General features: G+C 58.8%; 23 protein-coding genes and 1 pseudogene. 12 read left to right on the forward strand and 12 right to left on the reverse strand.

The features are described 5' to 3' along the window. Positions 1 to 61: 61 nt before the first annotated feature. Both DXY29_RS06410 and DXY29_RS06415 read right to left on the reverse strand, forming a co-directional pair. Complete coding sequence (locus tag DXY29_RS06410) at positions 62 to 394, reverse strand: Nif11-like leader peptide family natural product precursor (protein ID WP_115023840.1); 333 nt, start codon at positions 392 to 394, stop codon at positions 62 to 64. Continuing rightward, complete coding sequence (locus DXY29_RS06415; RefSeq protein WP_115023842.1) at positions 391 to 2,814, reverse strand: sulfatase-like hydrolase/transferase; 2,424 nt, start codon at positions 2,812 to 2,814, stop codon at positions 391 to 393. Before DXY29_RS06415 ends, DXY29_RS06410 begins: the two co-directional genes overlap by 4 nt. A 121-nt stretch (positions 2,815 to 2,935) precedes the next feature. Here DXY29_RS06415 and DXY29_RS06420 point away from each other — a divergent pair, with 121 nt between their 5' ends. Further along, complete coding sequence (locus DXY29_RS06420) at positions 2,936 to 3,256, forward strand: multidrug efflux SMR transporter (RefSeq protein ID WP_115023844.1); 321 nt, start codon at positions 2,936 to 2,938, stop codon at positions 3,254 to 3,256. Between the two features lie 3 nt (positions 3,257 to 3,259). On the opposite strand, the gene DXY29_RS06425 is transcribed toward DXY29_RS06420, so the two are convergent. Then, positions 3,260 to 4,768, reverse strand: coding sequence for a malate:quinone oxidoreductase (locus DXY29_RS06425; protein ID WP_115023845.1), 1,509 nt, complete (start codon positions 4,766 to 4,768; stop codon positions 3,260 to 3,262). 80 nt (positions 4,769 to 4,848) lie between these two features. On the opposite strand from DXY29_RS06425, the gene DXY29_RS06430 reads away from it, so the two are divergent. Then, positions 4,849 to 5,094, forward strand: a complete 246-nt coding sequence (locus tag DXY29_RS06430; RefSeq protein WP_011128549.1) for a NifU family protein — start codon at positions 4,849 to 4,851, stop codon at positions 5,092 to 5,094. Between the two features lie 50 nt (positions 5,095 to 5,144). Continuing rightward, positions 5,145 to 5,999 (forward strand): hypothetical protein, encoded by an 855-nt coding sequence (locus tag DXY29_RS06435; protein WP_115023847.1) that lies wholly within the window; start codon positions 5,145 to 5,147, stop codon positions 5,997 to 5,999. Between the two features lie 54 nt (positions 6,000 to 6,053). On the opposite strand, the pseudogene DXY29_RS06440 reads toward DXY29_RS06435, so the two are convergent. After that, a pseudogene (locus DXY29_RS06440) lies at positions 6,054 to 6,287 on the reverse strand (DUF4079 family protein); the annotation flags it as partial. Between the two features lie 240 nt (positions 6,288 to 6,527). On the opposite strand from DXY29_RS06440, the gene DXY29_RS06445 reads away from it, so the two are divergent. Both DXY29_RS06445 and DXY29_RS06455 read left to right on the forward strand, forming a co-directional pair. Next, entirely contained in the window at positions 6,528 to 7,223 is a 696-nt protein-coding gene (locus DXY29_RS06445) for a GAF domain-containing protein (protein ID WP_115023848.1), read from the forward strand. A 765-nt stretch (positions 7,224 to 7,988) separates the two neighbouring features. Further along, positions 7,989 to 9,155: an aminotransferase class V-fold PLP-dependent enzyme gene (locus tag DXY29_RS06455; protein ID WP_115024320.1), complete on the forward strand. Its 1,167-nt coding sequence runs from the start codon at positions 7,989 to 7,991 to the stop codon at positions 9,153 to 9,155. Positions 9,156 to 9,174: 19 nt separating this feature from the next. On the opposite strand, the gene DXY29_RS06460 is transcribed toward DXY29_RS06455, so the two are convergent. From DXY29_RS06460 to yidD, 3 genes are read right to left on the reverse strand one after another with little or no spacing between them, the layout of a single operon-like run. Further along, positions 9,175 to 10,680 carry a UDP-N-acetylmuramoyl-L-alanyl-D-glutamate--2,6-diaminopimelate ligase gene (locus DXY29_RS06460; RefSeq protein ID WP_115023852.1) on the reverse strand — a complete coding sequence of 502 codons (1,506 nt, stop codon included), beginning with the start codon at positions 10,678 to 10,680 and terminating at the stop codon, positions 9,175 to 9,177. Between the two features lie 36 nt (positions 10,681 to 10,716). Next, a complete protein-coding gene (locus DXY29_RS06465) occupies positions 10,717 to 10,989 on the reverse strand; it encodes a glutaredoxin family protein (RefSeq protein ID WP_115023854.1) in 273 nt (90 codons plus the stop codon). Continuing rightward, complete coding sequence (gene yidD, locus DXY29_RS06470; RefSeq protein WP_115024322.1) at positions 10,989 to 11,267, reverse strand: membrane protein insertion efficiency factor YidD; 279 nt, start codon at positions 11,265 to 11,267, stop codon at positions 10,989 to 10,991. The genes DXY29_RS06465 and yidD overlap by 1 nt, the downstream gene beginning before the upstream one ends. Positions 11,268 to 11,343: 76 nt before the next feature. On the opposite strand from yidD, the gene rpsD reads away from it, so the two are divergent. The 3 genes from rpsD (at position 11,344) to DXY29_RS13700 (ending at position 13,074) form a co-directional block, all read left to right on the forward strand. After that, positions 11,344 to 11,952, forward strand: coding sequence for a 30S ribosomal protein S4 (rpsD, locus tag DXY29_RS06475; RefSeq protein ID WP_115023856.1), 609 nt, complete (start codon positions 11,344 to 11,346; stop codon positions 11,950 to 11,952). Positions 11,953 to 12,013: 61 nt separating this feature from the next. Further along, entirely contained in the window at positions 12,014 to 12,640 is a 627-nt protein-coding gene (locus DXY29_RS06480; protein WP_244279333.1) for a DUF4079 domain-containing protein, read from the forward strand. A 299-nt stretch (positions 12,641 to 12,939) separates the two neighbouring features. Next, positions 12,940 to 13,074: a high light inducible protein gene (locus DXY29_RS13700; RefSeq protein ID WP_226408308.1), complete on the forward strand. Its 135-nt coding sequence runs from the start codon at positions 12,940 to 12,942 to the stop codon at positions 13,072 to 13,074. Positions 13,075 to 13,343: 269 nt separating this feature from the next. Here DXY29_RS13700 and DXY29_RS06490 read toward each other — a convergent pair whose 3' ends face one another. The 3 genes from DXY29_RS06490 to DXY29_RS06500 all read right to left on the reverse strand — a co-directional run bounded on the left by DXY29_RS06490 (position 13,344) and on the right by DXY29_RS06500 (position 16,037). Further along, the gene (locus DXY29_RS06490) at positions 13,344 to 13,574 is read right to left on the reverse strand and encodes a hypothetical protein (RefSeq protein WP_115023859.1); all 231 of its coding nucleotides are present in this window, start codon (positions 13,572 to 13,574) and stop codon (positions 13,344 to 13,346) included. Between the two features lie 102 nt (positions 13,575 to 13,676). Then, a complete protein-coding gene (locus DXY29_RS06495; RefSeq protein WP_244279334.1) occupies positions 13,677 to 15,428 on the reverse strand; it encodes a mechanosensitive ion channel family protein in 1,752 nt (583 codons plus the stop codon). Between the two features lie 33 nt (positions 15,429 to 15,461). Further along, positions 15,462 to 16,037 (reverse strand): nucleoside triphosphate pyrophosphatase, encoded by a 576-nt coding sequence (locus tag DXY29_RS06500; RefSeq protein WP_170952162.1) that lies wholly within the window; start codon positions 16,035 to 16,037, stop codon positions 15,462 to 15,464. Positions 16,038 to 16,149: 112 nt separating this feature from the next. On the opposite strand from DXY29_RS06500, the gene DXY29_RS06505 reads away from it, so the two are divergent. From DXY29_RS06505 to DXY29_RS06520, 4 genes are read left to right on the forward strand one after another with little or no spacing between them, the layout of a single operon-like run. After that, positions 16,150 to 16,473, forward strand: coding sequence for an Npun_F0494 family protein (locus DXY29_RS06505; RefSeq protein ID WP_226398824.1), 324 nt, complete (start codon positions 16,150 to 16,152; stop codon positions 16,471 to 16,473). Next, the gene (locus DXY29_RS06510; RefSeq protein WP_370631255.1) at positions 16,473 to 17,966 is read left to right on the forward strand and encodes a cobyric acid synthase; all 1,494 of its coding nucleotides are present in this window, start codon (positions 16,473 to 16,475) and stop codon (positions 17,964 to 17,966) included. The genes DXY29_RS06505 and DXY29_RS06510 overlap by 1 nt, the downstream gene beginning before the upstream one ends. Beyond that, complete coding sequence (locus tag DXY29_RS06515; protein ID WP_115023866.1) at positions 17,963 to 18,202, forward strand: 2Fe-2S iron-sulfur cluster binding domain-containing protein; 240 nt, start codon at positions 17,963 to 17,965, stop codon at positions 18,200 to 18,202. The genes DXY29_RS06510 and DXY29_RS06515 overlap by 4 nt, the downstream gene beginning before the upstream one ends. Continuing rightward, a complete protein-coding gene (locus DXY29_RS06520) occupies positions 18,199 to 19,422 on the forward strand; it encodes a chloride channel protein (protein WP_115023867.1) in 1,224 nt (407 codons plus the stop codon). The genes DXY29_RS06515 and DXY29_RS06520 overlap by 4 nt, the downstream gene beginning before the upstream one ends. Here the strand turns inward: DXY29_RS06520 and cbbX are convergent. Next, complete coding sequence (gene cbbX / locus DXY29_RS06525; RefSeq protein WP_115023869.1) at positions 19,376 to 20,281, reverse strand: CbbX protein; 906 nt, start codon at positions 20,279 to 20,281, stop codon at positions 19,376 to 19,378. The two genes, DXY29_RS06520 and cbbX, sit on opposite strands and share 47 nt — an antisense overlap. Next, positions 20,265 to 20,516 carry a 4a-hydroxytetrahydrobiopterin dehydratase gene (locus DXY29_RS06530; protein WP_115023871.1) on the reverse strand — a complete coding sequence of 84 codons (252 nt, stop codon included), beginning with the start codon at positions 20,514 to 20,516 and terminating at the stop codon, positions 20,265 to 20,267. Before DXY29_RS06530 ends, cbbX begins: the two co-directional genes overlap by 17 nt. Positions 20,517 to 20,519: the final 3 nt, after the last annotated feature.

Here is a 20,519-nt window from a genome sequence, read left to right on the forward strand (position 1 = left end):
AGGCAGGCCTTACAGAAATTGGCTTGCTCGAGTGGATGTGCCGCCTGGTACGGATGAATGATCAGCTCACGTAGTAGCTGAGGGGCTCCTCCGGCGTTCCTTCCCGGTCAATCTGCATCTGGATCTTGGCCAAATAGCGACGGGCCACAAAAGCATTTTCCATCTCATAAGAAGCAAAACGCTCCAGCTGACAGCACTGGCTTACCACCACATCGGCACGATCGAAATGGAAGCCAGTCTCAGCCGCCAGGGCAATGACTGCATCCAGGTCAATGTCGAGAGGCAAATGGGTGTCTCCCCATTGGTCCACGCGAAACGTGACAAGTTGCTCCTGCAACTTGACATCCGAACGTACCCTGGCGAGAAAACCCAGAAGCTGCTTTTGACCACTCATCCAGGAGCTCCTAGAGGCAAGAAACCACCGATCCACTCGACTGCCAAATCGGAAAGCTGAAGATCACCCGAAAGACCTGACAAGTACTGATACGACGGACCATTGGTTCCACTGATGTTGGGAACAAGTAAATCTCCGACGCTAACGACAAGATTGCCGGCGTCATCAATTTGCCGCTGAAGGGCTACCAGGTTGTAGCTCTGGCCAGCTCGTGTGTTGAAGGCAAGCTCCAATGCTTGGGTTCCACCGTCTTCGGCCATTAACCGCACAATGCGATCACCATCTGTATACGCAGACTCATCTCCTGAAGAACCTCCGCGATAGCGGGTGATCGTCGGTGCCTTTGATGGCCACGGCAACAAAGGGTTAAGTCTCGACTCAATTTGCTCATCCAGAAGTTGCGACATCTGCGTATAAGCAAACCTTTGCCCTTCGGTCGCAAGAGGATCTTCACCATTGAGCACTCGCAATGCTTCTGCCTTGGGATCCAGATTTCGCAGCTCTAACGGAGCAGCCTTGAACGGATTCAATTCACCAGTGAGCGGATCCACATTGGGGTAATAGTCACCCCCTCGAGGGCGCAGGTCATAAAGCTCACCTTGCCAATTAGAAGGTTCATACTCCTGATCACCAGAGAAATAACGCACATATTTAAAGTCCTTAGTATGAACAGCCTGCAAACGATTTGGCCCAGGTAGAAGACCATGATCCCAAGCACCCTGAGGCATAGAATCGCGAGGATCTTGCCCAGCATAGATATCATCGTAGGTGTAAAGGAGCGATGACTGCACATCAAGCTGATCAAACGAAAGCGAAGAATCTGATGCAGCCCTGCGGATGATTGAGGAGTAATCGACACCACTAAAGTCATAACCATCTAATTGCTCTTCACTGGAGCCATAGAGCCCTGCAACAGTGGGGAGGAAGTCAACAAGCGAGACCAAAGCTTCACTAGACTGTCCACCTTTAAAGTATTGAGGATTCGACCAGATCATCGGGACCCTGATCGATTCGTCATAGGCATTGAACATCTTCTGCACCATGCCGCCATGCGAAAGCCCCATTTCACCATGATCACCCGTGCTCACAAACATGGTGTCGTCAACAGCCTGATGGCGAAATAGAGTTTTAATCACATCCCCCATCTGCGTATCAGCTATTTTCATGAGATTGCCATAGAAATTAAGGTAATTGAGTTTCATCTCGTCCGTCGGCAAGGGCTGTGCAGCGGCCTGCGCAAGCAGCCACTCTCTTTGCACCTGAGGCTTATAATTACCTGCAAAATCAATTCCATTTTCCACAAAAACTGGATCAGAGATAGGCTCAACAACAGTCGGAGGAAGGATATTAATATCTCCCTTAATCATGTTCTTATCGTAACCAAAATACTCATCAGGATCGCCCTCACCCCAACTCTTTGGATACGACAACACATCGTGGGGATTCACCAACGACACAACCATGGCGAAAGGTCGATCATTTCCGGAATCAAAACGATCATCAAGCCACTTATTGGCCTGATCAATAAAGCGAGAGTCATTATCTGCATACCCTCCTCCTGCATGTTTGGGATTCATGTCCTGACCAGCATCCGGCCCTTGCCAATTACTGAACCCATACGGCTGCATGTCCTGATACACCACCTCACCATCTTCAAGGGTGATGGTCTTACTTAAATGTGTTTTACCAAAGTAAGAAACGTCATACCCTTGATCCAACAGAACATCCCCAAGCGTGGACAAATCAGGATTAAGCTGAACTTGAGAATCAAGAATAGGATTGTCAATATCACTCAAGAGCAATCCAACCTCATGCTGAGCTGGAAATTTGCCCGTAAAAAAAGTAGCCCTGGCTGATGAACACATCGCTGTGTTCGTGAAGGAGTTCTCAAATGACAGACCGTTGTCGAGAAGCCACTGGCGGGTTGGGAGATTTTCCTTGGCCCAGTCGCGAGGAAGCCACAGATCCTCTGGCTTGACTTGATCCCTAATGAAAACAACAAGATTTTGAGGTCGGTCCGCCGCAGACTCAGCATCCGTGATGGCCTGACGTACCTGTTGGATTTCTTCCGAGGTGCGCAACTCCTCTAATCCGATCTGCTCGGCAACATTCAAATAATCACGGCTGGTCAGAAGCTCTGCATCGCCCAGCTGCTCAGGATTGAATCCAACCAACTCGGCAACACGCCGTTCATCGTTAGTGGCCTGCAAACCCAATGGATCTTCTTGCAAAGCCTTTTCTGCCAGAAAATCACGGATCTCTTCTACTTCGCGCCGCTTATCAAGCCGCCTGATTTCTATGTCTTTGGCAACACTCAGGAGTTCTTGCACCTCCTGAAGATATTCGTCTTTAAATGAGTTTCTTTCGTAACCGATCAGACGAGCAACTCGACGCTCATCTGAGCTGAGAGATGACCACATCAGTGAAGAGGCAACTAGGCCCGATCGACTAACTAAACAGTAGTCATAGGGACATAACTGTCAATTGGAATCTGAATAAACCAGCATTTTGTTGAATGGGTGATCTCTGCCCTGAAGTCCGATGCGTACGCCATGGACCCTGCTGCTACTTGCGATCAGCGCTGAGGTGATTGGCACCTCTTGCCTGCGGTTGTCGGAAGGCATGACCCGACCGCTGCCCACCCTTCTGGTGTTCAGCGCCTATGCCATCGCCATGGCCCTGCTCTCCAAGGTGGTGCTGAGCATTCCCTTGGGCATCACCTATGCCCTCTGGAGCGGCATCGGCACCGTGGTGATCGTGCTGGTGGGGCGCTTCGCCTACAGCCAGATGCTGCAGCCCACCCAGTTGATCGGCATCGGCCTGATCACCGCCGGGGTGGTCTTGGTGAATCTGGCGAAATGAGCTTCAGGGGGTGAGTCCCAGCAAGTTATCGCTGCGCTCCCGCATCCGCTGCAGCACCTGCGGATCCTGCTGAGGGTCTTCATTGATGCTGGGCAACAGTGCTTGCAGCCGCTGCTGCCAGGCGTCGCTGTCGAGGCGTTGCTTGAAGCAGCGCTTCAGCACCTCCAACATGATCGTCACCGCCGTGCTCGCTCCCGGGGAGGCCCCCAACAACGCCGCCAGGGAGCCATCACCGGAGGCGACCACCTCCGTCCCCAGCTGCAGCCGACCACCCTGCTTGCTGCGTTTGATGATCTGCACCCGCTGACCGGCCACCGAAAGGGTCCAATCTTCAGCGCGGGCGGTGGGCATGAACTGCTGCAGGGCCTCATGCCGCTCGGCAGGACTCTGGCGCAGCTGATTGATCAGGTATTGCACCAGTTCGAAATTGGTGGCGCCCACTTGCAGCATCGGCACCAGATTGGTGGCGCGAACGGAGGCGGGCAGATCCAGCAAGGAACCCTGCTTGAGGAACTTGCTGCTGAAACCGGCAAAGGGGCCAAACAACAGCGACCGCTTGCCATCGATCCAGCGGGTGTCGAGGTGGGGCACCGACATCGGCGGGGCACCCACCGCTGCCTTGCCGTACACCTTGGCGCGTTGCCGGTCGGCCAGCTGCGCATCGCCGCAGACCAACCAGAGGCCACTCACCGGGAAGCCAGCAAAATCGTCCGCCTCCGGAATCCCAGAACGTTGCAGCAGCGGCAGGGCTCCACCACCGGCACCGAGGAAGACAAAGGGAGCCCGCACCTCCTTCTTGCCGGAGGGCCCCTTCAGCACCACGCGCCAGTCGGCTTCGGTCATGTCGCTGCGGCGCAAGCGCTTGAGGTCTTGCACCTGGGTGCCGTACACAACAGTGAGTGCTCCGCTCTGCTGAAGCGGCATCAGATAGGCCCGGGTGAGGGTGCCGAAATCCACGTCGGTACCCCGATCAATCCGCGTCGCCGCCACCGGCTGCTTGAGATCACGCCCCGCCATCACCAGGGGCATCCATTCGGTGAGCTCGCTTTGCTCCTCGCTCCAGCGCATCCGCGCAAAGGCCGGCAGCTCCTTCAATTGGCTGAAACGCTGACGCAGAAAAGCGATGTTTTCTGGCGTCCACACCGCGCTGATGTGCGCCGCTTGCTGCAGAAAGCTGCCGGTGTCGAGCTCGCCCCGCTCCCGCAGCGACCCCCAGAACTCCAGGCTTCGTTCAAACGACGCATTGATGGCCACCGCTTTAGCCGTGGCGACGGTGCCATCCGCCTGGAGAGGGGTGTAATTGAGTTCGCAGTTGGCGGCATGGCCGGTGCCAGCGTTGTTCACCGCGGCGCTGCTTTCCAATGCAGGGGCTTCGAGCCGCTCGACAAGAAGAATCCGCAGTTGCGGGTCCAGTTCGTGCAGCAAGGCCGCCAGGGTGGCGCTCATGATTCCGGCACCCACCAGCACGGCGTCGTAACGAGCCTCTGGGTTGAACGAACCGTCGTGCTGCACCGGAGCTGGAGGGTTAACCGCTCTCGTCACCCTATGGGGCCACTCCGTAACCTTGGGACCCTGATGTCTGGTTCATCCCAATGAGCACTGAAACCATGGCCCTCACGCTGGAGAACGTGGAGAAGGTGCTGGATGAACTGCGCCCCTTCCTGATGGCCGACGGCGGCAACGTTGAAGTGGTGGAACTGGATGGCCCGATCGTGAAGGTGCGTCTGCAGGGAGCCTGCGGCAGCTGCCCCAGCAGCACGATGACCCTGAAGATGGGCATTGAACGCAAGATGCGCGAATCGATTCCCGAAGTGAGCGAAGTGGTGCAAGTGCTCTGAGAAGCATTTCGGTGAAAGCCGAATAAATTTGAAGAGGTCAAGTCGGCTGAATGGTCACCGAGGAACAACTCGCAGCACTCGATTTGACCCTATGGCTGGGCTCGACAGAGCGAGCAGCGGAAGTTGAGTTCTCGAACCAGAGCACGATTTCTCGGCGCCACCACAAGGTTCTGCGTCAATTCGGAATCGAGCTGAAACGCACCAAGGGTGAGTTGGAGGTGTCAGGCGACCTTCAGCTTCTGGATCTGGAACGCCAGGTGCACCAGATGGCTCGACTCAAACGCCGGCTAGGTCTTCGCCTCCAGGCTCCCTTCTGGCTTCAGAACAGTCCCGGCGTTGTTCCACCCGAGGGCTGGACAATGAACCCGCAGCGAGTGGACCTCAACTGCACAGATCCCGTGACGCTGTTGAGAGAACACGTCCTGGACGCCTGTCTGGCCACGCCGACGCAGATTCCCGACGATCGCGACGATCTCTTCATCCTCAAGCTGCACAACCGCCCGATCGAGCTAACCCTTCTGAACCAGAACAATCAGAGCGAATGCGACCTCGCGGATCGTTTCCAATGGAGCTTGGAAAGGGGCAATCTGCAGCTGAAGCTGATGCCCTTCCTCCCCGCCAGTTGTCGCGAGCGCTCCCAAGAGTGGTTTGAAGAGTTGCTCACGATCAACCAGCCAGAGCGGCACAGAACCATGGCCCTGCGGCCGTCAAGGCATTCGGGACAAAGCTTCCAGATGGCTTATCTCACCCCAGAGATGCGAGTAGCTCAACCACTGCCCTGGCTAGTGGATCAAAACTTCGAGCCGTACACCTACACCGAACACCTTCTGGTTTTGGCGCAACATGCCAATGAACCGGCCGTACTGGCCTTGATTGAGAGCCTTCATCAGCAAATCGGCCAATAAAAGATTGGAGTTCCAAGCAAGGCTTCTGTCTTGTCGCTGGACGTTCATCACGCTCTACGGACAGCTCCGTAGAACGAAATCGCACCCAAACACCGCTGGTTTTTGCCAGCTCAGCGGAATCTCCAGCAGATCCCGCGTGCCAGTCGCGCCCTGCATGAGAAACAACACAGCCGCCAGCACCGACGCCGTGACATGCAAACGGCGCAGGCGGAGGTCTCGCAGGATCTCAGGCAGGGCCGCTATGGACAGTCCTGTGACCGCTATGCCAGCCCAGTCATGGAACTGCCAGGGCGGGATGGAGAATCCAGAGCCAGGCGGATGTTGTCCCAAGGCTGTTGTCACAAGTGCGTTTCTATGCCCTTCAAAGCTCAAGCATGGCCAGCAGCCTTGATGCCTCAAGTGGCCGCCCTGCGAATTAAATTAATCGATCAAATTAAAATCAACAAAGCGCAAAGTATCGCACTGCATATTTACAGAAAATAAAAAATGAATGTCTTAGACCACAGGCATGCCTAGCGAGCTGAACCAATGCGGACAGCACCCAAGCCGATCAACGAAGCAGCCAGGCTGAGATCACTCAGTGAATATCGAATTCTGGGAACAAAGCCTGAAAAGGCTTTTGACAACATCACCAGAATGGCCTCAGAGATTTGCCAGTCGCCGATTGCTCTGATCTCTCTGGTGGACGAAAAACGTCAGTGGTTCAAATCAAAGGTGGGACTTGAGGCCAGCGAAACAGACCGGGACATCTCCTTTTGCGCCCATACGATTCTCGATTCCAAACCGCTTGTTGTTGAGGACGCACTTTTTCACGAAAAATTCCGCGACAATCCCCTCGTTCAGGAAGAACCCCACATCCGCCTCTACGCAGGATTCCCCCTCAAAACCGATATCAATCACCGCATCGGAACGCTTTGTGTGATTGATCGCATTCCCAAATCACTCACCAATTCGCAATACAAGGTGATGGAAGGCCTGGCTGATCAGGCCACCACTCTTTTGGAACTCAGGCGCCGCTCACTGGCCCTGATGGATGAGTTCTGCCAGATGCATCACCATCAGGGCTTGGTCACCACCTGCAGCTACTGCAAGTCCATCCGCGACAGGGAAGGATTCTGGCAACCGATCGAACGGTTCCTGATGCAGCACAGCACGCTGAATTTCAGCCATGGCATCTGCCCCGAGTGCATGAACGAGCACTTTCCAGATGTCCCAACGAGCTGACTCGATTCCTCCTCGAACAGTCTCGGTTGAGCCCATTGAAGATGAGTGATTGAGAGAAGCAACACCACGAACACTTGACATCACCGGAAAATAAACTTGATGTTCTGGTGATGCGTTATGCGAATTGCAGATTTTCTGTATCGCAAGCTCGGGCTCAATATTTTCAAAGCTGCGCCACACCTGCAAACGCAGACCCAAGATATTTCCACATCTCCAGTGGTCGAAGCAGAACGCTTGGAACCACCGACCCCAATCCACACATCGCTATCGGATGTGATTCACATCGGCCCTCGGGGTGGTCGATACAAAGTGGACGCTAAAGGTCGCAAGGTGTACCTCAAGGCCAGCTGAAGCTTTCCAGGCCCACAAGATTGCGATGCAAACTGAGTTGAAATACTGATCGATTGCGTTTGGTATCAAATAGAACCATCACGCAACCAACCTGCAAGACAGGGTTGGTTCACATCGGGATAACTAGGTGAACGCTGGTCCTACTTGCCCCATCCGATTTGCCACTCCGGCGTACCAACATGAATCGCTCGCCGATCAATGCCTGACGGCAGCTGAGATCGAATGGCGACGCTGGTCTGGATGGCAGATGGAACGCACAGCGGAAAAACTGTTCAGAAAGAAGTGGTGCTGAATTCATTGACCCAGCCCTGAAACGATCACGCAGCAGGCTCAGCGTCTAGCGCCTGGCTACGACCCAATGGTCTTGGCAACGTGGTGGCAACCCATCCTTCGGCTCACGCCAGTGCCGTGACCATGCGCGACCTCTGTCCTGCCCTGCAGAACAAGACGTACTTCAACTACGGCGGCCAAGGGCCATTGCCCAGGCCTTCCCTCGAGGCAATCACCGCGAGCTGGACACGCATTCAGGAGTTGGGACCGTTCACAGCAGATGTTTGGCCCTACATCGCCACGGAGGTGAACAGCACCCGACGCCTTCTGGCCCAGTGCTGCGGGGTCCCGGCCCATCGGTTGGCCCTCACCGAGAACGTCACCAGCGGCTGCGTGCTGCCGCTGTGGGGTCTGCCCTTCGCTGAAGACGACCGACTGCTGATCAGCGACTGCGAACACCCAGGTGTGGTCAGCGCCTGCGTTGAGTTGGCCAGGCGCCAGAACCTCGCCATTGACCTGCTGAAGGTGAAGCATCTGCGTGGTGATCAGGCCCACTGCGATGCCGCCGTGATCAAAGCGGTCGCACAGGCTCTCACCCCACGCACCCGACTGGTGGTGCTGAGCCATTTGCTCTGGAACACGGGACAGGTGATGCCGATTGCCGCCGTCGCCGAACAGCTCAATCAACACCCACAACAACCGTTTCTGCTGGTGGATGCCGCCCAAAGCTTCGGGCAGATTCCCGTCGAAGAAGCTGCTGCCGCAGCTGATATCTATGCCTTCACCGGGCACAAGTGGGCCTGCGGGCCAGAAGGCCTGGGAGGCGTGGCACTTTCAGAACGTGTGCTGGCTGAGGCTGCTCCGACCGTGATCGGCTGGCGCAGCTTGCGCGATGAAAGCAAGGCCGATCTGAACTGCAGCGATCTGTTTCACCACGACAGCCGCCGATTTGAAGTGGCCACCAGCTGCGTGCCCCTGATGGCCGGCCTGCGCTGCTCCCTTGAACTGCTGGAACGACAGGGGTCAGCCGACCAACGCTGGGACAGCATTCGAAAACTCAGCGGAAACCTCTGGCAGGCACTCCAAGGGCTAAACCACGTCACACCCCTGCTGGAAACGGCGCCCGCCAGCGGACTGGTGAGCTTCCAGATCAACGGCGAAGTATCCCCCGCTGAGCATGTGAAGCAGTTGGGTGCCCAAGGGCTTTGGATTCGCGATTTAGCCGACCCCAGTTGCCTACGCGCCTGCACCCACATCAGTACAACAACAGACGACATCAACACCCTGGTGGCAGCGATCAGCGCCCTTTGATCGCTTCACAGCAACCGCTTCAGAGCAACTTCTGGCGCAGGGCTTGTTCCGCTTCCTCGCGGTCGTCAAAGTGCACCTTCTCGGTGCCGAGAATCTGGTAGTCCTCATGCCCCTTGCCGGCCACCAGCACCAGATCATCGGCCTCAGCCTCTGCAATGGCTGAGGCGATCGCACTGGCCCGATCGCCCTCCACAAGGAGATCGATTCCGTCCGGAATCCCCGTCACCACGTCATCGAGGATCTGCTGAGGATCCTCCGTTCGCGGGTTGTCGGAGGTGACCACCACGCGGTCAGCCAGGCGGGCTGCAATCGCGGCCATTTGGGGACGCTTGCCCCGATCCCGGTCACCACCACAACCGAACACACAGATCAGCCGGCCGGTGCAGAACGGACGTGCTGCTGAAAGAGCATTGTCCAAGCCATCCGGGGTATGGGCGTAATCCACCAACACCGGCGGCAGCACTTCATCGTTAACCCCGTCCACGATCACCCGCTCCATCCGTCCAGGCACACCGCCGAAACGGCCGATGGCCTCCAGCAACACCGGCAAGGGCAACTGCTGCTGAAGCAGCACCCCAACCGCCTGAAGCAGGTTCATCAGGTTGAAGCGTCCCAGCAGGGGCGAGCGGAAGCGTCCCTCTCCCACAGGGCTGATCAAGCGTCCCTCCACGCCAGCCCCCGTCATCTGCAGGTCGGTCATGTGCAGTTCAGCCGATGGATCCTCCAGCGAGCTGCGCCAACAAGCGGAGCCCAGGCGTTCGGCCAAGCGCGCACCCCAGGGATCATCGCTATTCACGACAGCGCGCCCCCCACCATCGAGCAACAAAGGATCGGCAAAAAGCGTTGCCTTGGCCTCGAAGTAGTCCTCCATCGAGGCGTGGTAGTCGAGGTGGTCCTGCGTGAGGTTGGTGAACACGGCACCGCCAAAGCGGCAGCCCGCCACCCGCTGCTGCGCCAGGGCATGGGAACTCACTTCCATCGCCGCCAGGGAGCAGCCAGCAGAGGCAGCCTCCGCGAGTTGCCCCTGCAGACGGTCGGCAAATGCCGTGGTGTGGGTGGCCGTGATGCTGTGACCGGGCCAGCGGTTGACCAAGGTGCCGAACAAGCCCACGGGCTGGCCCGCCGAGGCGGCCAGATGCTCAATCAAATGGGTCGTGGTCGTTTTGCCATTGGTGCCCGTCACACCAATCAAGGCCATCCGGCGGCAAGGGTGATCCCAGTACGCAGCAGCAATCTCACCGATGCGGCGCGCCACCGGCTCTTCAATCACCACCACAGGGTCATCAGCTCCAGGAGGGTGCGCTGCAGCAGCCCCAGGTCCGATTACCGCGGCGGCAGCACCTGCCTCGAGTGCTTGAGCCCAGAACGTCCCCCCATCGACTTGCTCCCCTGGAAGCCCAAGAAACAGACTCCCCGGCCCAACCCGGCGTGAATCAGTCGTGATCGCTTCCAGTGTGGGATTGGCCAGGCCTTGCGGCACCGCAATCCCTGCATCACTCAACAGGGCATGCAACGCCTGAGTCATCCCCTCTCCCCGGTTCTTGAGGGAGTTTTAAGCCGTTCAGAGCGCCGTGGACAGGCAGCGTTGCAACCAATTCAACAGTCCCTCACCAGTAAGACGCGGGGAAACCCGGGGCAGCTCACAACCATCGAGCGCGAGCACAGGCACTTCGAGGTCGTAACGCGCCCTTTGTTCCTGGGGAGTTTCTGGCGCATCGATATCAATCACCTTCAACGTGATCGATATCCCCACAAGATCGAGGGCGCGCAAGCGGGATTCCAGGCCTTCACACAAACAGCATCCTGTGCGGCTGAACAGCGTGAGCTCATGCATCAATCGGGCACCGGATCACATCCGCAGGGAGTGAAGGGATGGCACCGCAGCAGCCGTTTCACGGTCAGCCAGCCTCCCTTCCAAGGACCATGCTTCTGGATGGCCTCCAAGCCATAGGCACTGCAGGTGGGCGTGAAGCGGCAACGGGGCCCGATCATCGGGGAGATGAAGCGCCGATAGAAGGCGATGCCGGCCAGGAGAACAGCAGCGAGAGCCTGATTCATCGCCCGTCGCAGGTGGTCGGCGAGTCCGCCAGATAGAATGCTCGATTCGTGCATCGCGGGAGATGCCTGGGACTGTTTCGGTTCCAGCATGCCCAACAACTGCACGATCTCAACAAACACCTTCCCACTTATGTCTCGTTACCGCGGCCCTCGTCTGAGGATCACGCGGCGCTTGGGAGACCTCCCCGGTCTCACCCGGAAGGCCGCAAAACGGTCCTATCCCCCCGGTCAGCACGGCCAAGCCCGTCGCAAGCGCTCTGAATACGCGATCCGTCTCGAAGAGAAGCAGAAGCTTCGCTTCAACTACGGCGTCTCCGAGCGTCAGCTCGTGCGCTACGTGAAGAAAGCGCGCGCCCAGGAGGGTTCCACAGGAACCAACCTGCTCAAGCTGCTCGAGAACCGTCTCGACAATGTTTGTTTCCGCCTCGGCTTTGGTCCCACCGTGCCTGGCGCCCGTCAGCTGGTGAATCACGGGCACGTCACCGTGAACGGTCGTGTGACCGACATCGCCAGCTACCAGTGCAAGCCTGGCGACGTGATCGCCATCCGCGAGCGCAAGTGCAGCAAAAAGCTGGCTGAAGCCAACCTCGAGTTCCCCGGCCTGGCCAACGTGCCAACCCACCTGGAGCTCGACAAAGCCAAGCTGAGTGCCAAGGTCACCGCCCGCTGCGAACGCGAGTGGGTTGCCCTTGAGATCAACGAACTGCTGGTGGTGGAGTACTACTCCAGAAAGGTCTGATCCAGATCCTCAGTTCACAGGCCCACGATGCGCAACCCTGGGTTCAGGGTTGCGTTTTTTTTTGGCTGATCCCTTAGCACTGCAAGCGCTCACCAGCAACGACTGGCTGGGACTGATCCATCCCGTGCTGATGATCCTGTTTGTCTACCCAGTGGTGGGGGCCACGATCCGACTGGGGATCTTGGTGCGGGAAAAGCGATTGAAGATCAACCCGATCGCCGACACCGTGCCGGTTGAGCATGCGCAGCATGGGGCCTGGGTGACCGGCGGAGTGCTAATGGCGGTGCTGATCGGCCTCAGCCACAGCCTTTGGGCCACCCATCCCCTAGGTCTGCTGCTCACTGGAAGCGCTGTGCTGTTCTGCTTTGGGCGCCTGCTCTCGAGCCGAATCGTCTGGCAGCGCCTGCTGTGGGCTGCCGCCAGTGGGGGCGGCCTGCTTCTGCTGGGACTACAACCTGCCGTGGAACGGTTCAGCGATGTTCCCTGGAGCCCCTTGTTTTGGCAGTCCCATTTCTGGATGGGCCTGTTGCTCACTGGCCTATTGCTGAGCTCTACAGCGCTGCAGCCCTTAATTGGTCATTCCGTGACTGCGCGACGCCTTCACATCAGCAGCAATCTGCTGGTGGCCTTGCTTCTGGCCATGCAAGCGATCTCAGGCACAAGGAACCTTCTGCTGAGCGGGTTCTGAAGCTTGCATTATTTGGGCGAGTAGCAAGAGGGGCGGAAAGAAAGGACTGCTTGGAAAACATGCAGCGCTACGCCCGCCTTGCCCGCATCTAGCGCTAGCCAACCCGTTACCAGAACCACCGACCCGCAATGAGTACCGCAGCACTTCACGGCAAGGACATGGAGGCGTGGTGGACTGCAACCTCACCGCTCCGACAGCTCAAAACAACGCAGGGGTGGGGATTGGCAGCCTGATTGCAGCATTTGGTACACCAGAAGCCCTAGATCGCTTGTATGGTTGTTACGTTTTTTAATAACACTATGGGCAGCAAGTTCGGCTTCTCTTCTTTCGCTGAAACCTGGAACGGTCGCCTCGCAATGATGGGATTCATCATTGGCTTAGGGACTGAGCTGCTCACTGGCCAAGGGATCCTCTCTCAGATCGGAATGGGCTGATGCCCAGAGAGGAAAGCGATGTTTGGGTGCCCGAGACACGTCTCGGGTACGTCAAGCTCTTTTACTTCGGGATGATCGTGGGAGCGATTTGCGTTGGATGCAACACTGCAATCAGCTCCCTATGGTCAGCCGTAGCCCAGTCTTCTGTGGCTTTTTAGGGCTCAACCTCAGCACCCCAACGAGGGTCAGTGGTTGACCAGCCCAGTACTCAACATCCCGTCAGCAATGGCAAGGATGTTGAGTACTACCCAGGTGGGGGAGCGAATCAATCACTCGGATTGAGCCTCGCGGTCCGACCTAATCGCTGCAGCGTTGTTGCATGCAATCCGCTCTGCCTCTGTTTTGGCATTCTCCAAACAAGCTTTGCGCTCGGGAGACAGACCTTCGCCACTGCAAGCAGCCATCAGCGAAGCAAGCAATAGGACAATCCAGGAAATCTTCATCGCAATAATGCAGAGATAATCATGTGATAGCAATCCAAAACTGAACAGCCAGGTCACGCTCTTAGGGCATCAAAAAAGCAGGATGCAACACCAGCACAGTGAGACCTAAGGAAGCGGAGCAAGCTCTGGGCACCGACCCAAGCCAGCTGAAGCAAGGGGCTAACGGGTACCGGGATCAACAACTCTTGAAGAGGAAAGGTCTAAACCGTCCGCTAATAGAACCCCACGGCGATGCAAGGCCCGGAGGGCACGGCGTTGGAATTCGCGCTCAGTGGTCCACTGCTCACCTGCTTTGGTGATCAACAACACCTGCATATGCACGCCGAGGGCAGAGGTGCGCTTCACCCCCCGCAGCACCGGCTCACTGATCAACCGACTTCCCCAGACTGGGTCGTGACGGAAGGCGTCAATCTCAGCGTCGAGAACGCGGTACACCACTTCCAGATCAGGCTGGCGATGTGAAATCAACAACGTCACCAAGCTGCCGGATCGCAGCTTGGTGTGATTGCGCATCTGCAGGATGGATGCGTTGTTGAGGATGTTGACCCGCTGATCCAGGCAGCGGATCTGGGTGCCAAACAGGCCAACATCGATCACTTCCCCATCGATGCCATCCACCTCCACCCAATCGCCGATGGCACAGCGGTCCTCCAGCAGCATCAATAGGCCAGCCGAAAAATCACGCAAAACGCCCTGAAACACGAACGCCAGTGCACCCAGCAGTGCACCTCCAGCGAGTAACAGCGATGCCGACGTGGAGCGGACACCGGGAATATCCAGCACGATCCAAAGGCTCACCAACAACACCCCCATCACATCGATCAGGCGATGGATGACCCGCACCAGACTCCGGTAGCGCTGCTGACGGCGGGCCTGCTCCTGCGGCGGCACATCCACATCGGCCATCCACTGCCGCAGCAGAAACATGCTGAGGCTGCGCAGCAGGAATGTGGCCAAGGTGAGGACCAGCAACTTGGCGACCGCCAAGGAGGGCTGAAGCATCAAATCAATACCCAAAGGGACCTGGCCGGGGATCGCACTGACGCCCAACGCCAGCATCAACACCAATTCGGTGATGATCAGCATCAGCAAAGCGATCGTGAGCGCCTGCTCGGCATGCAGGCGAATCTCCACCCGCTTTAACCGCTGCCGCTTCTCCAAGAGTTCCCGCTGCAGGCGCGTAATCCTTTGCCGCATCCGGTTCCAAAGGATTGTGGTGGCCACCACCAGCAGCCCCAACAGCAGCTCCAGCACCAACGCCATGCGGAAGCGGCGGATCAACTGAGCCGGCGCATACACCCTTCGGGCATGGTTCAAGCGTTGCTCCAAACGTGCGCGCCAGGCCTGGGCCAGCGCCAGCTCCTTGGCACCATTGATCTCGGCATCAGCGGTGGTAACCGTCAGCAACGGGAACGGCTGATCACGACCTGGCAGAAGTGCAGCCAGTTCATAGGGTCCTCGACCTTCGCGCAGCACCACCAGCTTCAGAGGATCACCCGAGCGGACCAAGCCGTAACGCTGACCGGCACTGCAGATCTGATCTTCAACCTGAAGGAGAGAATCCAGCATCCATTCGCTGACGCGCTCGCTGAAACTGCACAGCTGATTGGGGTCGTACAGGGCCCGAAGGTTGCCTTCAATCACCCGAGCTCGTGTGGATGCCGCGATGGTGGTGCGATCACCGAGAGGAACCGGGCTGGCAACACTGATCGCCGGCACTCCAAGAATGCGAACTTTGGCGAGCTCAAACTTGCCTTCCAAGGTTTGATTGAGCTGCTCCTCGACCGAACCCTGGCCTTCCAGCTGCGGCATCAAATCCATCAAGGAGGCTCGACTGGCCACAGGGCCGATCAGCAGTGCCAGCACCAAAGCCAATCCGAGAGTGATCAGCCGCCGGAACCAACGCACCACGGGCAACAACTCAGTGGAACCCCATGATGCGCACTACGCCAGCTGTTGTCCCAAGACTGTTCGGAGCCAAGGAAGGCTGAGGCCGATCACGTTCGAATAACAACCCTCCAAGCCATCAATACACAGTCCGCCGCGGCCCTCGAGGGCAAAACCACCGGCACATTGCAAGGGTTCTCCACTGGCCACATAGGCCTCGATCTCGGCCTGATTCAGCGGCGCAAACCGCACCACCGTCTCCACACACGCCAGCACGTCAGGTTGTCCTCGACGCATCAGGCAATGGCCCGTCAGCAGGGATCCACAACCACCAGCCATCCGCTGCCAACGCTCGATCGCTTCGCCTCGCCCCGTGGGTTTACCGAACACCTGTCCCCCAAAACTGAGCACGGAGTCGCATCCCAGCACCGCTGTGATCTCGGCATCGCCAACAGGATTAAGCGCCTGAGCCACCGCCTCAGCCTTGGCCTGAGCCAGCAATTTCACCAGCTCTGCTGGATCTGAATGGTGGATCTGCGCCTCATCCACACCGCTGACGCGCACCCGATGCGGAACTCCCGCCTGCTCCAGCAAGCGGCGACGCGCCGGCGAGGCGGAAGCAAGCAAGAGCACGGAAACACACCACAGAACAACGCTCCTTAGGCTGCCAGGGACGGGAGGCTTCGCCATCGCTCACCCCACAGACCTGCTGGATCAACGCAGCCGCGACCGGGCCTGCAGGGCGATGGGATGTCTGCCCTTCTCGGAGGCCCTCTACCGAGATCTTCAGCAGCAAGGCTTGGATGCTGGCGACCTCTGGAGCGAGCCGGGCCGCTACAGCCGCAAGGAGCGCTGGTTCCGCAACAGCGAGGCCCTCGAAGACGATCTCCGTTGGCTGATCAGTGTGGGCGTGCTGCGCCGGGAAGTGGATGGGCAGGGGCTGACCAGCCGCTTCAGGCTCACCCCCCTGGGTCGCCAGCTTCTGGATGAAGATCCTGCAATCCTGCAGCGTCAGATCCCAGTGCTGGATCGACTGCGTCACAGCCTGCGTCGGCACTGGCCGTTGTAATGCAAACCACTCCTCGCCCTCTCATGGTGCTTGGCACCTCAAGCGGGGCTGGCAAATCACTGATGACGGCGGCGTTATGCCGGGTGCTCCAACGACGGGGAGAGCAGGCGCTGCCCTTCAAGGGGCAAAACATGAGCAACAACGCCTGGGTGGATGCCGATGGCGGGGAGATGGCCTACTCCCAGGCCATGCAGGCCTGGGCGGCCGGTCTTGAGCCCTGCTGCGCCATGAATCCAGTGCTGCTCAAACCCCGGGGAGACAGCACCAGTGAGGTGATCCATGGGGGCCGGAGCGTGGGGACAGCCCGCGCAGAGCACTACTACCGCGACTGGTTCCGACCGGGTTGGCAGGCCATCCGGACCGGGCTGATGCAGCTCCAGCAGCAATGGCCCCAGGGTCGGCTGGTGCTGGAGGGGGCGGGAAGCCCTGTGGAGGTCAATCTGCAGCGCCGCGACCTCACCAACCTGCGCCTGGCCCAGTACCTAAGGGCCAACTGCCTGCTGGTGGCCGACATTGAGCGAGGCGGAGTTTTTGCCCAGGTCGTCGGCACGCTCGCCCTACTGCGACCGGTGGAGCGCCCCCTGATCAAGGGCATCCTGATCAACCGCTTCCGCGGCCGTCGAGAGCTTTTTGATGAGGGTCGAAGCTGGCTGGAGGCCAACACAGGGGTTCCAGTGCTGGGGGTGATGCCCTGGCTCAACGATCTGTTCCCGCCAGAAGACTCCCTCGATCTGCTGGAACGCAAACCCACCCGCGGGACCACCGATCTGGAGATCGCTGTGCTGCGGCTGCCCTCCATCAGCAATTTCTCCGACCTCGATCCTCTGGAGGCCGAACCCAGCGTGAGGCTGCGCTGGATTCAGCCCGGTGAACCACTGGGAGAGCCCAATGCCGTGATTCTTCCGGGAAGCAAACAGACGCTGCGCGATCTGGAGGCGTTGACCAACAGCGGACTCGGCGACCAACTCAAGACTTACGCCCGCGCTGGTGGCTCCGTCCTGGGCATCTGCGGCGGAATGCAGATGCTGGGCCAAACATTGAACGATCCTGAGGGGCTCGAGGGCATGGATCAGATGGGGCTACAGAGCGGATTGGGACTCCTGCCCTTGGCGACCACGTTCACCGGCACGAAAAGCCTGCGCCAGCGCAGCATCCAAAGCCTTTGGCCCATGGACACGCAGCTGACGGGATTTGAACTGCATTACGGAACCACCATCCCAGACCCCGGTCTTCAGCCGCTGAGCAGCGACCCTGGCTTGGGTTGGTGGACTCCCGGCCCGAAGGAATCGAGCGTGGTGGGCACCTACCTACACGGTCTTCTCGACAATGGCCCTTGGAGACGAGCCTGGCTCAACAGCCTTCGCCGGCAGCGTGGTCTCCAGCCGTTGCCCAACGAGCCCAAAAACCACAGCGTGCACCGTGACCTTTTGCTGGATCGATTGGCCGACGCCTTCGAGCAGCATGTGAACCTTGCACCATTGCTCCAGCCATGACCTCGATCCCCGTGCGCTGGCCCGATGGCCGCACAACTCAGGAACGCATCGGTGACGACTGGTTGGTGGCCGCCAATGGAGCAGGCATCAACATTCCCACCGGCTGCCTAGGAGGCAGCTGTGGGGCTTGCGAAATCGAGGTGAATGGAAAGGTGGTGCGCGCCTGCATCAGCACCGTGCCCGCTTCGAAATCAGCGAAACTCTCCGTTGACTTCGCCACCGACCCGCACTGGTGACTCCCTTTCGACTCAGCCTGATGGCTCTGCTCACCGGAGCCTTGAGCGGCGCCGGTGTCGCTCTTGGTATGGGCTGGATCGACAGCTTGAGCCGGATGCTCTGGGGAGACCCAATCCTGGAAGGGTTGGACCGCGGCCTGCCCCTGGGCTGGTCGCTGCTCATCTGCGGCGGCTGCGGCTTGATCTTGTCGCTGCTGCATCGACCAGGCCCCACCACATTGCTGCCTGAGCTCAGGGAGACCCTGAACGATCTGAATCATCCGGACCAGGCTCCGAAGCGCGATGAAGGCCGTGGTCTTCTTGGAGCGGCCTTGGCCCAGATCGGTGGAGGTGCCGTCGGGCCGGAGGCCCTGATGAGCCGCCTGGCCGCACTGATCAGCCAAAGGATTTGGCGCGGGCGAGACCAGAAACTCCAGGCGGCAACGGTGGCGGGAAGCCTCGGGATGTTCGGGGCGCCACTGCTCGGGGGTGCTGTTGTTGGCGAAGCCCCCCAACCGAACAGAAAACAGACTTTCCTCGACCGCTGGCTGCCAGGAAGCCTCGGCGGCCTGGCTGGTTTTGCTGCATTTCATGGCATCGGTGCCGCCAGCGGCGGATCGCTCCAACGGCTCCCCTACATCTGGCCCAGCACTCTGGGGGAAGACCTCGGCACCCTGAGCGCAGGCGCACTGGGTGGAGTAATCGGCTGCGGGCTGGGTTGGCTGCTGCTGCGCTGGCAAGGCTGGCTCAAGCGTCGCCAACTCATGGCCCACTGGCCCTGGTGGCCGCTGCTGACCGGTTTACTGCTGGGGGCCTGCATGCATTGGCTGCCATTGGTTCCCTTCGCAGGAGAAGACCAGATGCGGCCCCTGCTGGAAGGCCAGAACTCGAATGAGGCCTGGCTCCTACTGCTCTCCGCGATGGTGAAACTGCTGATGCTGGGCCTGTGTCTGGAAACCGGTTGGCGCGGGGGGGTGTTTTTTCCCCTGTTCCTGGTCGCCTGCGCGATCGGGATGGGGCTGCATCTACTCCTCCCGGATCTGGGCAGTCTTGGCAGCTGGTGCGGAGCACTCACCGGTGCCTTGTACCGCTACGTGCTTCCTGCGCCGTTGGCTGTTCTGGTGCTGGGGCTCGCCCTACTGCAGGGGCACGGCGCGGCAGGCCTGCTCATTGGCCTCTGCATGGCTCAACTGATCAGGCTTCATGTTTCCCCGGATGGTGGCCCTCCACCTCGCCATTGAACACACGACTGGCCCGGATATCTGCCGCCTCAATCGTGGTGAGATCCAGCCTGGTCAGGGACTCCCCCATCCGCGAAAACAAACGGTTGGCCTGACGAAGACGGGCCCGATCCAAGGCATTGCGTATCGAGCGCGCATTGGCAAAAAAGGGCAGTTGACGCCGGCGCGACACGTAGTCCCAGAAAGCTGTTTCGGCCTCAGCGCTGAATTGGTAATGCTGTTCATCCAGAAGCAAGCCTGCGATCGCCATCAGCTCGTCGTCGCTGTAATCCGGAAAATCCAGATGATGGGCCACCCGTGAGGACAGTCCGGGATTGGAGCTATAGAACGTCTCCATCCGATCTTTGTAACCCGCAAAGATCACCACCACGTCGCTGCGCCGGCTCTCCATCTCCTGCAGCAGAATTTCAATCGCCTCGGCGCCGTAGTCGCGTTCGTTATCCGGTTTGTAGAGGTAGTAGGCCTCATCGATAAACAGCACACCGCCCTGGGCCCGCTTGAGCATCTCTTTGGTTTTAGGGGCGGTATGGCCCACGTACTGACCCACCAGATCGTCACGGCTGGCCGTGACCACATGGCCTTTGCGCAGGTAGCCCAGGCGGTGCAGGATTTGCGACATCCGCTGCGCCACAGTGGTCTTGCCGGTACCGGGGTGCCCGGTGAACGACATGTGCAAACTCGGCGCGGTGCTGGGCAGATCCAATTGCTGTCGAGCCTGATCCACCAGGAGCAGGGCAGCGATCTCACGGATCCGCGTCTTAACAGGGGCGAGTCCGATCAGCTCTTGATCGAGTTGGTCCAACACCTCAGCCACCCCGGAATCGGCATAGGCCGATGCCAGATCAACGGAGGAGGGCATCGATCTCAGCGGCAAAGGCGCGATCGGCCTCGCTCAGCTGTGCATCGGGGCTGTCCTCTTCAGGACGAAGGGTGATGTTCACGTAGGTGCGCCCGAAGCTGATGTCGGGGAAGCGTTGGGTTGCCTCGCTGTGCTCGCCAAGCTTGTCAAGGAAATCACGGGTGGCGTCGTAGCTGTCGAACTCAAAGCGACATTCGAGGCACACGGGTCGTTTCCGCTCCTGCCACTGATTCATCAG

The organism is Synechococcus sp. UW69 (genome assembly GCF_900474185.1).
Classification (GTDB): domain Bacteria; phylum Cyanobacteriota; class Cyanobacteriia; order PCC-6307; family Cyanobiaceae; genus Parasynechococcus.

What these genes read in the sequence shown, in the direction of transcription:
- DXY29_RS06410 (WP_115023840.1), bottom strand. Translation starts at nt 394, where the DNA reads ATGAGTGGTCAAAAGCAGCTTCTGGGTTTTCTCGCCAGGGTACGTTCG.
- DXY29_RS06415 (WP_115023842.1), bottom strand. Translation starts at nt 2,814, where the DNA reads ATGTGGTCATCTCTCAGCTCAGATGAGCGTCGAGTTGCTCGTCTGATC.
- DXY29_RS06420 (WP_115023844.1), top strand. Translation starts at nt 2,936, where the DNA reads ATGCGTACGCCATGGACCCTGCTGCTACTTGCGATCAGCGCTGAGGTG.
- DXY29_RS06430 (WP_011128549.1), top strand. Translation starts at nt 4,849, where the DNA reads ATGAGCACTGAAACCATGGCCCTCACGCTGGAGAACGTGGAGAAGGTG.
- DXY29_RS06435 (WP_115023847.1), top strand. Translation starts at nt 5,145, where the DNA reads ATGGTCACCGAGGAACAACTCGCAGCACTCGATTTGACCCTATGGCTG.
- DXY29_RS06445 (WP_115023848.1), top strand. Translation starts at nt 6,528, where the DNA reads ATGCGGACAGCACCCAAGCCGATCAACGAAGCAGCCAGGCTGAGATCA.
- DXY29_RS06455 (WP_115024320.1), top strand. Translation starts at nt 7,989, where the DNA reads ATGCGCGACCTCTGTCCTGCCCTGCAGAACAAGACGTACTTCAACTAC.
- DXY29_RS06460 (WP_115023852.1), bottom strand. Translation starts at nt 10,680, where the DNA reads ATGACTCAGGCGTTGCATGCCCTGTTGAGTGATGCAGGGATTGCGGTG.
- DXY29_RS06465 (WP_115023854.1), bottom strand. Translation starts at nt 10,989, where the DNA reads ATGCATGAGCTCACGCTGTTCAGCCGCACAGGATGCTGTTTGTGTGAA.
- yidD (WP_115024322.1), bottom strand. Translation starts at nt 11,267, where the DNA reads ATGCACGAATCGAGCATTCTATCTGGCGGACTCGCCGACCACCTGCGA.
- rpsD (WP_115023856.1), top strand. Translation starts at nt 11,344, where the DNA reads ATGTCTCGTTACCGCGGCCCTCGTCTGAGGATCACGCGGCGCTTGGGA.
- DXY29_RS13700 (WP_226408308.1), top strand. Translation starts at nt 12,940, where the DNA reads ATGGGCAGCAAGTTCGGCTTCTCTTCTTTCGCTGAAACCTGGAACGGT.
- DXY29_RS06505 (WP_226398824.1), top strand. Translation starts at nt 16,150, where the DNA reads ATGGGATGTCTGCCCTTCTCGGAGGCCCTCTACCGAGATCTTCAGCAG.
- DXY29_RS06510 (WP_370631255.1), top strand. Translation starts at nt 16,473, where the DNA reads ATGCAAACCACTCCTCGCCCTCTCATGGTGCTTGGCACCTCAAGCGGG.
- DXY29_RS06515 (WP_115023866.1), top strand. Translation starts at nt 17,963, where the DNA reads ATGACCTCGATCCCCGTGCGCTGGCCCGATGGCCGCACAACTCAGGAA.
- cbbX (WP_115023869.1), bottom strand. Translation starts at nt 20,281, where the DNA reads ATGCCCTCCTCCGTTGATCTGGCATCGGCCTATGCCGATTCCGGGGTG.
- DXY29_RS06530 (WP_115023871.1), bottom strand. Translation starts at nt 20,516, where the DNA reads ATGAATCAGTGGCAGGAGCGGAAACGACCCGTGTGCCTCGAATGTCGC.